This is a genomic window from Streptomyces sp. NPDC001904, from assembly GCF_040297005.1.
GTDB lineage: Bacteria > Actinomycetota > Actinomycetes > Streptomycetales > Streptomycetaceae > Streptomyces.
On record NZ_JBEOYI010000002.1, the window covers coordinates 59,787 to 73,300 of the forward strand.

11 protein-coding genes and 1 tRNA gene are annotated in these 13,514 nt (G+C 70.9%); 5 read left to right on the top strand and 7 right to left on the bottom strand.

Translation table 11 applies throughout. The features are described 5' to 3' along the window. Window positions 1–7: 7 nt before the first annotated feature. Entirely contained in the window at window positions 8–475 is a 468-nt protein-coding gene (locus ABT127_RS02805) for an SCP2 sterol-binding domain-containing protein (RefSeq protein ID WP_351444109.1), read from the bottom strand. 139 nt (window positions 476–614) lie between these two features. On the opposite strand from ABT127_RS02805, the gene ABT127_RS02810 reads away from it, so the two are divergent. From ABT127_RS02810 to ABT127_RS02820, 3 genes are all read left to right on the top strand, one after another. Then, complete coding sequence (locus ABT127_RS02810; protein WP_351444608.1) at window positions 615–1,235, top strand: TetR/AcrR family transcriptional regulator; 621 nt, start codon at window positions 615–617, stop codon at window positions 1,233–1,235. A gap of 171 nt (window positions 1,236–1,406) precedes the next feature. Further along, window positions 1,407–3,329, top strand: coding sequence for an AMP-dependent synthetase/ligase (locus tag ABT127_RS02815; protein ID WP_351444110.1), 1,923 nt, complete (start codon window positions 1,407–1,409; stop codon window positions 3,327–3,329). Continuing rightward, a complete protein-coding gene (locus ABT127_RS02820; protein WP_351444111.1) occupies window positions 3,322–5,052 on the top strand; it encodes an FAD-dependent oxidoreductase in 1,731 nt (576 codons plus the stop codon). Before ABT127_RS02815 ends, ABT127_RS02820 begins: the two co-directional genes overlap by 8 nt. Window positions 5,053–5,059: 7 nt before the next feature. Here ABT127_RS02820 and ABT127_RS02825 read toward each other — a convergent pair whose 3' ends face one another. The 4 genes from ABT127_RS02825 to ABT127_RS02840 form a co-directional block, all read right to left on the bottom strand. Further along, window positions 5,060–5,833: an ABC transporter permease gene (locus tag ABT127_RS02825; protein ID WP_351444112.1), complete on the bottom strand. Its 774-nt coding sequence runs from the start codon at window positions 5,831–5,833 to the stop codon at window positions 5,060–5,062. Further along, on the bottom strand, window positions 5,830–6,861 hold the full coding sequence (locus tag ABT127_RS02830) for an ATP-binding cassette domain-containing protein (RefSeq protein ID WP_351444113.1): 1,032 nt from the start codon (window positions 6,859–6,861) through the stop codon (window positions 5,830–5,832). The genes ABT127_RS02825 and ABT127_RS02830 overlap by 4 nt, the downstream gene beginning before the upstream one ends. A gap of 100 nt (window positions 6,862–6,961) precedes the next feature. Continuing rightward, window positions 6,962–7,810 carry a DUF4097 family beta strand repeat-containing protein gene (locus tag ABT127_RS02835; RefSeq protein WP_351444114.1) on the bottom strand — a complete coding sequence of 283 codons (849 nt, stop codon included), beginning with the start codon at window positions 7,808–7,810 and terminating at the stop codon, window positions 6,962–6,964. A gap of 95 nt (window positions 7,811–7,905) precedes the next feature. Next, window positions 7,906–8,421 (bottom strand): toxin-antitoxin system HicB family antitoxin, encoded by a 516-nt coding sequence (locus ABT127_RS02840; RefSeq protein ID WP_351444115.1) that lies wholly within the window; start codon window positions 8,419–8,421, stop codon window positions 7,906–7,908. A gap of 251 nt (window positions 8,422–8,672) precedes the next feature. Between ABT127_RS02840 and ABT127_RS02845 the strand changes: the two genes are divergently transcribed. Next, on the top strand, window positions 8,673–9,185 hold the full coding sequence (locus ABT127_RS02845) for a hypothetical protein (RefSeq protein WP_351444116.1): 513 nt from the start codon (window positions 8,673–8,675) through the stop codon (window positions 9,183–9,185). A gap of 59 nt (window positions 9,186–9,244) precedes the next feature. Here the strand turns inward: ABT127_RS02845 and ABT127_RS02850 are convergent, their stop codons facing one another. Together ABT127_RS02850 and ABT127_RS02855 are read right to left on the bottom strand one after the other, a co-directional pair. Beyond that, a complete protein-coding gene (locus ABT127_RS02850) occupies window positions 9,245–11,080 on the bottom strand; it encodes a TerD family protein (protein ID WP_351444117.1) in 1,836 nt (611 codons plus the stop codon). A gap of 278 nt (window positions 11,081–11,358) precedes the next feature. Then, window positions 11,359–11,431: transfer RNA gene (locus ABT127_RS02855), tRNA-Arg, on the bottom strand. Between the two features lie 445 nt (window positions 11,432–11,876). Here ABT127_RS02855 and ABT127_RS02860 point away from each other — a divergent pair. After that, entirely contained in the window at window positions 11,877–13,514 is a 1,638-nt protein-coding gene (locus ABT127_RS02860; protein WP_351444118.1) for a dynamin family protein, read from the top strand.

The window sequence follows — 13,514 nt, forward strand, 5'->3', positions numbered from 1 at the left end:
CCCCGCCCTACGCCTTGGGAATGTCGAAGTAGCGGGTCAGGCCCGCCGCGAGCGCGACATCGCCCGCGATCTTCACCTTGCGCATCATGAACATCGTGACCGGCGAGGAGTTCCCGGACACCAGCTTGAGGAAGTCGGCGTCGCCCATCACGAGCGTGACGCGCGGCTCGGCGTTCGAGCGGCCCTCGGTCACCGTGCAGGTGGCGTTCGCGATCTTCGTCTCGTAGACCGCGTCCTCGGTGTCGCCCTGCCCGGTCACCTTCCAGCGGATCAGCGCGTCGAGCGAGCCCGCGACATCGGGCTTGAACTGCCGCTCCATGCGCGCGAACACCTCCTTCAGGACCCGGGCGCGCAGCGCGGCGTCCTGCGCGATCTCGTTGATCTCCTTCGCGGACAGGCCCTTCACGATCCGCGCGAACTCCTCGGGCGTGACGCTCGCGAAGTCGAGGGAGGCGATGTCGTCGGCACCACTCATGGACCCAGTCTCCTTACTGCCAAGTAAACTTACTGCTTGGTAAGGTTACGGCGAGGTAGGTAGGCTGACAAGAGTGACGGGCACATCGGGAGCGGCTCAAGGGCGCACGGCGGGACGGCCGGTGGCGCGGCGCAAGCGCGTGCCCCGGCAGGTGCGCGAGCAGCAGATCATCGACGTCGCCGTCGCCATCTTCGCCAAGCGCGGCTATCACGCCGCCTCCGTCGACGAGATCGCCGAACTCGCCGGGATCTCCAAGCCGATGGTCTATCTGTACCTGGACTCCAAGGAGGGGCTGTTCCTGGCGTGCCTGCGCCGGGAGGCCGAGCGGCTCGTCGCCGCCTTCCAGGAGGCCGCCCGGGGTGCGGGCGCCGCGCCCGAACTGCGGCTGTACGCCGGACTCTCGGCGTTCTTCGCGTTCGTCGCCGCGCACCGTGACAGCTGGGTCGTGCTGCACCGGCAGGCCTCCGAGCTGAGCGAGGCCATCGCCGCCGCGGTCGCCGAGGCCCGGCGCGCGGTCATGGCCGAGGTGGCGGGCCTGATCAGGGACGGGATCACGGAGAGCGGGCGCGGCGCGCGGCTCGGCGGCCAGGACGCCGACTTCGTCGCCCACGCGCTGGTCGGCGCCGCCGACTCGCTCACCGACTGGATGGAGCACCATCCCGGTCAGTCGCCGGAGGCCGTCACGCTGCGGCTGATGAACATGGTGTGGGTGGGCATGCGGGACGTTCTCGACGGCGAGGCGTGGCTGCCCGAGGGCTGACCCGGCGTCTTCCGCCTCTCGTCTCGGCGGCCCGGATTCGCGCACGACCCATTGAATTTTCCTTACGCGTGAGTAAGTTGACCCACGAGTAAGTTCGTCCCGGGGCCGACGGGGACGAGCCAGCACCTGAGTTCAGCAGTGCCGCAGCAGCCGCGCGACCGGGAGCCGTCAATGGGCGTACGCAAGGATCTGAAGCGGGCCAGGAAGCGCAGCGACCTGGCCGACCGCGTTCGGATCGACCTCGTCAGGGACGAGCGGGGAGTGGTGCGCGAGGCGCACACCGCGCCGCTCGCCACGCCGCCGGAGGACGGCGGCACACCGGCCGACATCCCGTTCCTGAACGCCGCCGAGGCGCCGGACGCGGTGGTCCTGCGGCGCAAGGAGGCCGGCGAGTGGAAGCCGGTCACCGCCGCCGCGTTCGCCCGCGAGGTCACCGCCGCCGCCAAGGGACTGATCGCCGCCGGGCTCGAACCGGGCGGCCGTGTCGCCCTGATGTCGCGCACCCGCTACGAGTGGGAAGTGCTCGACTTCGCGATCTGGGCGGCGGGCGGCCAGACCGTGCCCGTCTACGCCACGTCCTCGCCCGAGCAGATCGAGTGGATCGTGCGGGACTCGGGCGCCCGCCTGCTGATCGTGGAGACGGCCGAGAACGCGGCCGCCGCCGAGGCCGCCCTGCCCGCCGCCGACCGTCCGCGCGTCTGGCAGATCGACGCCGGTGACCTCCTCGAACTCGCCCAGTTGGGCCGGGACCTGCCCGACGACGAGGTCACGAAGCGGCGTACCGCCCTCACCCCCGACACCATCGCGACGGTCTGCTACACCTCGGGCACCACGGGCCGCCCCAAGGGCTGCGTCCTGACCCACGGCAACCTGTACGCGGAGGCCGCCAACACCGTCGAACTGCTGCACCCCATCTTCAAGGCCGTCACCGGCCAGACCGCCTCGACGCTGCTCTTCCTCCCGCTCGCGCACATCCTGGGCCGCACCATCCAGGTGGCGTGTCTGCTGGCCCGGATCGAGCTGGGGCACTGCGCGAGCATCAAGCCCGACGAGCTGCGGCCCGAACTCCGTTCGTTCCGGCCGACGTTCGTGGTCGGGGTGCCGTACCTCTTCGAGAAGATCCACGACACCGGGCGGGCCACCGCCGAGAAGCTCGGGCGCGGCTCGTCCTTCGACCGGGCCGACCGGATCGCCGTCGCGTTCGGCGAGCGCCACCTGGCGAAGTTCCTGGAGACCGGGAAGGGGCCGGGCACCGGCCTGAAGCTCGCCGCCGGACTCTACGACCTCCTCGTCTACCGCCGCGTACGCAAGGAACTCGGCGGCCGGCTGCGGTACGCGATCAGCGGCGGCTCGCCCCTCGACCGCAACCTCAACCTCTTCTTCTACGCCTCCGGCATCGTCATCTACGAGGGCTACGGCCTCACCGAGACCACCGCGGCCGCCACCATCACCCCGCCGCTGCGGCCCCGCCCCGGCACCGTCGGCACCCCCGTGCCCGGCACCACCGTCCGGATCGCCGACGACGGCGAGGTGCTGATCAAGGGCGGCATCGTCTTCGGCGCGTACTGGAACAACGACGCGGCGACCCGCGAAGTCCTCGACACCGACGGCTGGTTCGCCACCGGCGACCTCGGCGCGCTCGACGACGAGGGCTACCTCACCATCACCGGCCGCAAGAAGGACATCCTCGTCACCAGCGGCGGCAAGAACGTCTCCCCGGCCGTCCTGGAGGACCGGCTGCGCAGCCGCTCGCCCGTCGGCCAGTGCATCGTCGTCGGCGACAACCGCTCCTACGTCGCCGCCGTCATCACCCTCGAACCCGAGTCCGTCGCGCACTGGCTGTCCGTGCGCAAACTGCCCGCCGACACCCCGCTCAGCGAGGTGATCGCCGACCCGCGCATCGTCGCCGACGTCCAGCGGGCCGTCGACTACGCCAACGAAGCGGTCTCCCGCGCCGAGTCCATCCGCAAGTTCACGCTGGTGGAGGGCGAGTTCACCGAGGACAACGGCCTCCTCACCCCGTCCCTGAAGATCAAACGGCCCGCGGTCATGGCGGCGTACGAGCGGGAGATCGAGGAGCTCTACGGTGCCTGACCGCGACGGGTCACCCGACATCGACATCGACTTCGACGTCATCGTCGTCGGCTCCGGGTTCGGCGGCTCCGTCGCCGCCCTCCGGCTGAGCGAGAAGGGCTACCGGGTCGCCGTCCTGGAGGCGGGCCGCCGCTACACGCGCGACACCCTTCCCCGCACGTCCCTGAAGATCCGCGACTACCTGTGGGCACCGCGCCTGGGCCTGTACGGGATTCAGCGCATCCACCTGATGAAGAACGTGATGGTGCTCGCGGGTGCGGGCGTCGGCGGCGGCTCCCTGAACTACGCGAACACCCTCTACGTCCCGCCGCCCGCCTTCTTCCAGGACCAGCAGTGGGCGGCCATCACCGACTGGCGACGCGAACTAGCCCCCTACTACGACCAGGCGCGCCGCATGCTCGGCGTCCGCACCAACCCGACCACCACCGAGGCCGACGAACTGCTGCGCGCGGCGGCCCGGAAGATGGGCGCGGGAGACACCTTCCGGCTCACCCCCGTCGGCGTCTTCTTCGGCGACGGCAAGGACGCGGAAGGCGCCACGACCGCCGCTCCGGGAGAGCCGGTTCCTGACCCCTACTTCGGCGGAGCCGGACCCGCCCGCGCCGCCTGCACCGAGTGCGGCTCGTGCATGACGGGCTGCCGCGTCGGCGCCAAGAACACCCTCACCGAGAACTACCTGCACCTCGCCGAACGCATCGGCGCCGAGGTCCGCCCCCTCACCACCGTCACCCGCGTCCGCGAGCTCGACGACGGCACGTACGAGGTCACCACCGTCCCCACCGACGGGCGCCGCCGGGGCCGCGGCACCGTACTGCGCGCCCGGCGCGTCGTCCTGGCCGCCGGGACGTACGGCACCCAGACCCTGCTGCACCGCATGAAGGCCGACGGGATCCTGCCCCGCCTCTCGGCCCGGCTCGGGGTGCTGACGCGCACCAACTCCGAGGCGCTGGTGGGGGCGTTGACCTGGCCGCGCCGGCTGGGCCGCAAGGACATCGACTTCACGCGCGGGGTCGCCATCACCTCCTCCGTGCACCCGAACCCCACCACCCACATCGAGAACGTCCGCTACGGCAAGGGCTCCAACCTCATGGCCCTGATCTGCGTACCCCAGTACAAGCAGAACCTGCCGAAGCCGCTGGCCGCCGCCCTCGCGTTCCTCTCCCACCCGGTGCTCGTGGCCCGCACGGTCGCGCTGCGGCGCTGGTCGGAGCGGACCATCATCGGGCTCGTCATGCAGACCCACGACAACTCCCTCACCACGGGCCTCACCCGGCGCGGGCTGCTCACCGCCGAACAGGGCCACGGCCGCCCCAACCCCGTGCACATCCCCGAGGGCTGGCAGGCCGCCGGACTGGTCGCCGAATCCATCAACGGCTTCGCGGGCACCAACCTCGGCGAGCTGATGGGCAAGCCGCTCACCGCCCACTTCCTCGGCGGCTGCGTCATCGGGGAGTCGCCCGAGAGCGGCGTCATCGACGCCTACCACCGGGTGTACGGGCATCCGGGCATCTCGGTGGTGGACGGCTCGGCGGTCTCGGCGAACCTGGGCGTCAATCCGTCCCTGACGATCACGGCGCAGGCCGAGCGGGCGATGTCGTACTGGCCGAACAAGGGCGAGCCCGACCCGCGCCCCGCGCCGGGGGAGGGGTACCGGGCCCTGACACCGGTACTCCCCGCGGCGCCGGCGGTTCCGGCGGGCGCCTACGGGGAGTTGAGGTTCTGAAACCCGGTCAGTTCTTGTCCGTGCCGTTGAACGTGGCGGCCGACCAGAAGTAGCCGAGCGCGGTGAGCCCGACGCTCCAGGCCAGGGCGATCCACCAGTTGTTGCCGATCTCGGTGCCGAGGAGCAGGCCGCGCAGGGTCTCGATGGCCGGGGTGAAGGGCTGGTACTCGGCGATCGGCTGGAACCAGCCCGGCATCGAGTGCAGCGGCACGAACGCGCTGGAGATGAAGGGCAGGAAGATCAGCGGCATCGCGTTGTTGCTCGCGGCCTCGGCGTTCGGGCTGATCAGGCCCATGCCCACGGCGATCCAGGTCAGGGCGAGGGAGAAGAGGGCGACGAGCCCGAGGGCGGCGAGCCATTCCAGGACGGTGGCGTCGGTGGAGCGGAACCCGATGGCGACTCCGACGGCGCCGACCAGTACGACGCCGGCCACGGACTGGATCACGCTGCCGATGACGTGCCCGACGAGCACCGATCCGCGGTGGATGGCCATCGTGCGGAACCGGGCGATGATGCCCTCGCTCATGTCCATGGCGACCGAGACCGCGGTGCCGATGGTGGTGGACCCCACGGTCATCAGCGCGATGCCGGGCAGGAGATAGGCGAGGTAGGCGTCGCGGCCCGCGCCGCCGCTCATCACGTCACCGAAGATGTAGACGAAGAGAAGCAGCAGGACGACCGGCGTCAGCAGCAGGTTCAGGGTGAGGGACGGATAGCGGCGCGCGTGGAGGAGATTGCGGCGCAGCATGGTCGCGGAGTCCCGCACGGCGAGGGTGCTCATCGGACGTTCTCCTTGGGGGAGTCGGTGGCTACGGAGGTTGCGCTGGTGCCGACGGGTTTGGCGGGGCCGGTGAGGGCGAAGAACACGTCGTCGAGGTCGGGGGTGTGCACGGTGAGTTCGTCGGCCTCGACGTCGATGGCGTCCAGCAGGTCGAGCACGGCGCGCAGTTCGCGCTGGGTGCCGTCGCTGGGAATCCGCAGGGCGAGGGCCTCGTCGTCGCGACCGGCCACCTGGAGCGCTGCGGCGGCGCTCCGGTAGGCGTCGGGGCTGGTGAAGCGGAGCCGGATGTGCCCGCCGGGGACGATGCGCTTGAGCTCGTCCGGGGTGCCCTCGGCGGCGATCTTCCCGTCGTTCAGTACGGCGACGCGGTCGGCGAGTTCGTCGGCCTCCTCCAGGTACTGGGTGGTGAGCAGCACGGTGACGCCGTCGGAGACGAGCGCCCGGATGATGCCCCACATGGTGTGCCGGGACCGGGGATCGAGCCCGGTGGTGGGCTCGTCCAGGAAGATGACGCGCGGGCTGCCGACGAGCGTCATGGCGATGTCGAGCCGACGCTTCATGCCGCCGGAGTACGTCGAGGCGGGCTTCTTCGCGGCGTCCGTGAGATCGAACCGCTCCAGCAACTCGGCGGCGACGCGCCGCCCCTCCCGCTTGGACAGGTGATGCAGGTCGGCCATGAGGAGCATGTTCTCCTCGCCGGTGATCAGCCCGTCGACGGCGGAGAACTGCCCGGTGACACCGATGGCGGCGCGGATCGCCTGGGGGTCGGTGGCGAGGTCGTGCCCCGCGACCCGGATCTCGCCGCTGTCGGCTCCGGCGGAGACGAGGGTGGACAGGATCTGCACGGTGGTGGTCTTGCCGGCCCCGTTCGGCCCGAGCAGCGCGAAGACCGAGCCGGTGGGGATGTGCAGGTCGATGCCGTCGAGGACGGTCTTGTCGCCGTAGGACTTGCGGAGGCCGGTGACGGAGACGGCTGCCGGTGCGGGGGCGGTCGCTGTGTTGGACGTGGACATGACAGAAGAAGGCATGGGGTCCTCCCCTTCGAGGGCGACGGACGCGGTGAAGTGAAGTGGGGTGAACTGGGCCGGAGCGGGCGAGGCGAGGTGCGGCGAGGTGGTGCGGCGGGGCTCAGCCGCGGGCGCGCCGGACCTCGATGTTCCCGTGGTTGGTACGGGCGGTGACCTCGACGGTGTTCTCGCTCTTCTCGGGACCGCTGGTCTCGGTGAGCCGGTTGAGCACCTGCCCGGAGCCGGAGTTGAGGTCGAGCCAGGTGGCCGTGCCCTCACGGACGCCGACCTCGATGGCGCCGTTGGAGGTCTTCAGCTGGACGGTGCCGCTGGTGACGTCGAGGACGCGCAGGGTGCCGTTGGCGGTGGTGGCGGCGACGGAACCCTCGGCGCGCTCCACGGTGATGTCACCGTTGGCGCCGCTGACCCGGAGGGACCCGGTGACGTGGCCGACGGCGGTGGAGCCGTGCGAGTTCTTCAGGACGGCGGTGCCCTCGACGGCGCCGACGCGCAGGCTGCCGGAGCTGGTGGTGATCTCGGCCGGACCCGTGACGCTGTCCACGGAGATGGACCCGTGGGAGGCGGTGAGGTGCAGCGGCCCGGTCGCTTCGAAACGGGCGTCGCCGGCCGAGGTCTTCACCCGCACCTCGCCGAGCGCCCCTTCGCCGCGCACCTGCGCCCAGGCGCCGGTGACGTCGACCGAGGAGCCCGAGGGCAGTTCGACGGTGACATCGACGGTGCCGGTGCGGCCGAGCCCGAAGAAGTTCCCCTTGGGCGTCCGGATGTGCAGCCGGCCACCGGAGAAGGAGAGCTCCGTCTGCTCGGCGGCCCGCACGTCGATCTCCTTCTTCGCGTTGCGGGGCTGCACGTCGACGACGGTGTCGACGCGGTCGCCGGCCAGGAACAGAAGGGACCCGGCGTCCATGGCGGCGGTGACCGAGATGGGCTGGGGGCTGTCGAAAGAAGGCATGGCTGTCCCGTCCTCGTGACTCGTGGGGTCGTCCCCGCTGACGGGAACGTGAAGTGGAGTGGGTCTACTGGCGATGCGGCCGTGCGGGGAGGGTGCTACCGCACCCATCCGGTGAAGCTCTGCCCCCCGGTGCGGCCCTTGTCGGGTGTACGCGGCTGTGCGGGGCCGGGATCGACGGCGGCGGACACGGCACGGACCAGCCAGGCGTTGACCGAAAGCCCCTCGCGGCTCGCCGCCTCCTCGGCGCGGGCCTTGAGGTGGGCGGGCAGCCGCAGATTGACCCGTGCGGTGCTGCCGTCGTCGGCGGTGTCGGCCACGGGTGCCCGGACCGGCTCGACCGGCCGGGGTTCCTCATGGGTGGTGTCACCGGCCGGCAACGCCACCACGAACTCAGGATCGAGCCCCCGCAGCCGCACATCCACGGACCCCGGCGCGAGATCACGGGTGATCTCGTCCATCGCGGCGGAGAGCACATTGAGCAGGGTCAGTCGGGTCGCCGACTCCAGCGGCGCGGTGAGCCGCTCGGCCAACTCGCGAGCTTCGTCCCCGCCGGCCTCGGCGGCCACCGCGAGTTCCCGGTGAAGTGTGTCGACGTACGGCGTGAGGTCCATGACGTCATAGTGGCACCACTTTGGCGCCACGCGCAAGCGCTATGGTGACGCAATTGCCCTGATGGACTGCCGCGACCATCCTGACCTGCGTAAACAAGTCGGCGCCACGGTGAATCTCGATGGCGCCAACATCCAGATCGGCGCAATCTGACGTGGTGAGGGACACGGATGACGCCGCATGGCACCACGTGACACCGCATGGCACCACATGGCGCCACGGTCCGAGCCGAACGGGGTCCTATCGTGCCCCCATGGGACTCTTCGACAAGCTGACCGGCACCAAGCACCCCGGCGAGGGCATGGCCCCACGCCCGGCGGAGGAGGTCCGCACGGCGCTGCTCGCGCTCAACGGCCCCGAGGTCCCCTACGCGGTGCGCGACGGCCGCGCCGAGGGTGCCGACCTGCTGGCGGAGTGGCGGGTGACGGAACCGTCCTGGTACGGCTTCTTCTCCCGCACCGACGTACGCCATGTCCTCAGGTTCCGCCTGCGCCTGGTCCCCGAGAAGCACGAAGTCAGGGTGGTGCAGCAGCAGTTGGAGGTCACCTGGGTGCGCGGCGTCCCCACCCTCTCCGTCTCGGCCGAGGCCGGCCGCGGCCCGGGCCGCACGGTCTCGAAACGGTGGACCCTGGGCCGCGACGACCAGGGCCGCATCGAGGCGACGGAATCCTTCAGCTTCGACACCGCCGACTTGAGAGACCCCCTGCGCCGAACCGTCCTGGACTCGGGCTGGACGTGGCGCGGGGTGGTGCTGGGCAGACTCTGATGACGGGGTTGATGACGCGGATCGGGCTGCCGTTTACCGTGAGCGGTCGGTCGTACCCCTCAGCCGGCGATGTCGACGCCGTAGCCGCGCGCGAGGGCGTCGAGCCCGTGGTCGTATCCCTGTCCGATGGCGCGGAACCGCCAGAGCGGGCCGCGGCGGTAGAGCTCGGCGAGGATCAGCGTGCGCTCGCTGGTGGCGGCGTCCAGAGTCGCCCGCGTCAGGGGAGCGGCGCTGCTGCCGGGCGCCGCGGCGACCTGGACGGCGCCGACGTCGCCGAAGGACAGGTCGCCGTCGACGGCCGCGGCGATCACCACCCGGTGCGAGGACGGGGGGAGGGACGCGAGGTCGACGGTGATGGTCTGCTCGGCCGGGCCGCTGGTGAGCAGGTGGACCGTTCCGCCGGGGTTCTCCGGGGCGCCGTAGAAGACGAAGTCCTCGTCGAAGGTGACCTGTTCGTCCTCGTCGAGCACAAACGCCACGACGTCGACCTCACCGCGTTCCAGGGGTGCCCAGGACGCGGTGACGTGCCAGGGGGGCGAGCAGGTGGGCAGGTCGACGACGCCGCCGCGAGGAAGGACGAGCGGCGCCACGACACCGACGGATGCGCCCCCGGCCTCGCCCTCCACCACCTCAGAGTCGGCATCGGCATCGACGGCGGGGCCGGTGACCGTTGCGATTGCCGGATCGACGAGCCACTGCTCGTCGTGCACCGAGAGCCCCAGTTCCGCGATCCGGGGCATACGGCGGTCGTTCCCGCCACCGGCGAGGACGACGACATCCGTGACGCTGTGCGAGAGATTGACCGCGGCGGAGCCGCCGAGCTCGACGACACGGCTGCGCGCGTCGGCTGCCTCGGTGTGCGCGCCGCCCAGAACGAGGACGCGGTGCCCGGCCAGAGGCCTCATCCCCGCCCCGACGGGAACGGGCTCGGCCTGACGTGGCGCAGGGACGACCGGCGCCGTCTCGGGCGCCTGATGCGTCGCTCCGGCCTCTACGCTGCTGAGCAACTGGAGGAAGGTGTCCTCGTCGACGACGGGCACCCCTTCGGCGACGGCCCGCCGCGCCTTCGCCGATCCGGATGCCGGCTCGTTGGTGACCAGGACGCTGGTGTGGCGGCTGACCGAGCCCATCATGTTGAGTCCGGCGGCAACGCCCCGGCCGATCAACTCGGCTCGCGCACACGACGTTTCGCCGGTGATGGCGACCTTCATGCCCTGCCGAAGCGCTCCACCGGGAACCAGCCGGCCCGGATTGCGATAGGCGCAGGGCGTCTTGGGCGGCTTCGGCGTGAACGAGGACTCGGCCCGTGGCGGGCAGCTCACGAACGGCAAGGGCAGCGCGAGCCGCGCCGCTTCACGCAGTGACGCCCGAAGGATCCCGGCCAGCACCCGGGTGTCGTCCAGCGCGTCGTGCGCCTGCTGCTGCGGTACGCCGTAGTGGGCGGCCAGAGTGCCCAGCTTCATGTCGGCCGTCGGCGGGTCCACCTGCCGGTTCAGCGCGAGGGTGCACAGCCGCCGCGAGACCGGCAGCCACCTGCGGGCCCGGGCGAACTCGTGGGCGAGGAAGTCGTAGTCGAACTGAGCGTTGTGGGCGACCAGAACGCGGTCCTGCAGCATCGCGCCGATGCGCTCGGCAACCTGGTCGAACGTGGGCGCCCCGCGCAGCCGCTCGACAGTCAGCCCGTGCACGTCGACCGGCCCCGGGTCACACCCAGGATCGAGGAGCGTGGAGAACTCCCCGGTCTGCACACCGTCCCGCCCGACGGTGACCACAGCAACCGACAACACCCGGTCCCGCCGGGCTATCAGCCCGGAGGTCTCCACGTCGACGAGCGCCCAGTCGTGCGCGTAGCCGTCCGTGGAGACGAGACCGAAGGAGGGAGAGACGAGACTCATGAGGGCAAGAATGAACGGGCACACACGCCACCTTCAACCTGCACGCACTTCTGTCTTCCTACGAGCAGCGACGAGGCTGCCCCGACAGCCAGGATTGCCGCGCCGAAACTCTGAGATCCCTCCGACCCCCTTCGGGACGAAGTCCCACCAGAAGCCGCCCGGACCCGTTCCAGCCGCACCCGCCCCTGCGCCCGACGGCCAGCCCTCACCCGGCCGGCTACTTGGATTCCTGCCTCTGACCAGCAGAAAGGCCCCACCGAAGTGGGGCCTACGAGAGGCGCCCCCGGCAGGACTCGAACCTGCGGCCAAGCGCTTAGAAGGCGCCTGCTCTATCCACTGAGCTACGGGGGCCGGTGTGTGTGGCCGGTGGCTCGGCCGGATGGAAGTGGGGGTGATCCATGACCTTGCCGGGGACAAGGATAGGGCTCCCGAGTCCCAGTCCTTGCTGCTTCGCCTCCGCGGCGCGATGTGGAGGTTCAGTGAAGCGATCCCGATAATCGCAGGTGGGTACGAATCCTGCATCGCTTTTGGCGACTCCAGCCACGGGTGTTGTGCACTCGTTATGCCTGCGCCCCCTGTCTACCCTTCCGTCCCGCTGTGTGCTTCCTGTGATGTATCACGCGCCTTATGTGGTGCTGTCCGTGGTTCCGGCAGGGGTTCGGCGGAGCTGTCACGGTGCTCGCGTCGGGTCTTCGGGGGGCTTCGGCTGGGCCTCCTGGTCTGTTCTGGCGTGTTATCGGCGCGCAGATGCGCTCATATGCTTCAGAAAGCCACCAAAATTGGGCATTCTTCGCATGTGGTGACCTTGGACGTACGGCCTCAGCTGCTCGACGCACTTACCGCGCTGCGCGACCGTGTCGCCGCCGCGCGCTTCCCGCTTCCCCTCGCAGGGGCGCCACGCGCGCGTGCCAACAGGAACGAGTTGCTCGCGCAGCTCGACGACTACTTGGTGCCCCGGCTGCGCGCTCCCGAAGCACCCCTGCTCGCCGTCATCGGGGGGTCCACCGGTGCCGGCAAGTCCACTTTGGTGAATTCACTCGTAGGGCGTGTGGTGAGCGAGGCCGGTGTGCTCCGGCCGACGACCCGGACGCCCGTGCTCGTCTGCCACCCGGACGACCACCACTGGTTCTCCGGAATGCGCGTCCTGCCCGACCTCACGCGCGTGTGGGTGCCCCGCCAGGCCGACGACGAGGGCGCGGACACGGACGACGACGCGCTCGACCCCGTACTGGAGGACGGCGAGCAGGTGCTCAGGGTCGAGACCGCGGGCGCCCTGCCGCCGGGGCTCGCGCTGCTCGACGCGCCCGACGTCGACTCCCTCGTCGACGAGAACCGGCTGCTCGCGGCCCGCCTCGTCAGCGCCGCCGACGTCTGGATCATGGTCACCACCGCCTCCCGGTACGCCGATGCCGTGCCCTGGCATCTGCTGCGGACCGCGAAGGAGTACGACGCCAGCCTGGTGACCGTCCTCGACCGCGTGCCGCATCAGGTGGTCGCCGAAGTGTCACGGCAGTACGGGGCCCTGCTCACCAAGGCCGGGCTCGGTGACGTACCGCGCTTCACCGTTCCCGAACTCCCCGAGTCCACCGGGAACGGCGGACTGCTCCCCGCCACCGCCGTGGCGCCCCTGCGCGCCTGGCTCACCCACCGGGTCCAGGACCCCGACGCCCGGGCCATCGCCGTGACCCGTACGGCGCGCGGCGTGCTCGACTCGCTCCGGGCCCGCATGCCGGAACTGGCCGCGGCCGTCGCCGCCCAGCACTCGGCCGCCGTACGGCTCACCACCGCGGTCGAGGACGCGTACGAGAACGAGCACGCGCGCGTACGCAGCAGATTGCAGAAGGGCGGCGTGCTCGCGGGAGACGCCCTCAAGCGGTGGCGGAGCTACCCGCTGGACTGCTCGGCCGGGGAACTCCTCGACGCGCTCGTGGAGAGTCTCAGCGCTCTTCTTTTGTGTGCCGTCAGCGCCGCCGACCAGCGCGTCGACGACGCGTGGCGGCGCGAACCGGGCGGCGCCGCACCCGAACTGGCCGGCCGCGACCCCGAACTGGAGAGCGCCGAGCACCGCATCGGGATGGCCGTACGACGGTGGCGGCGGGTCCTGGAGGAGTACGCGGAGGAGGAGGTGCGGGCCGTCGGCGAGCTGCAGGGCGTCGCACCGCCCGAGCCCGAGGTCGTCGCCGCGCTCGTCGCCACCGCGCTGCTCGGCGGCCGACGGGCCAGGGCCGCGGGCGAGCACCTCGCCGAGCGCATCGGCGCACAGGCCGCTCTGAAGCTGCGCGACCGCGGTGGGCGGCTGCTCAGCGAGTACCTGGACACCGTGCTCGGCGCGGAGCGCGAACGCCGGCTCACGCCGCTCGACGGGCTCGGCGTCACCCCGGAATCCCAGGCCGAACTGATCGCGGCCCTTTCGCTGCTGCAGAAGGAGAGGTGA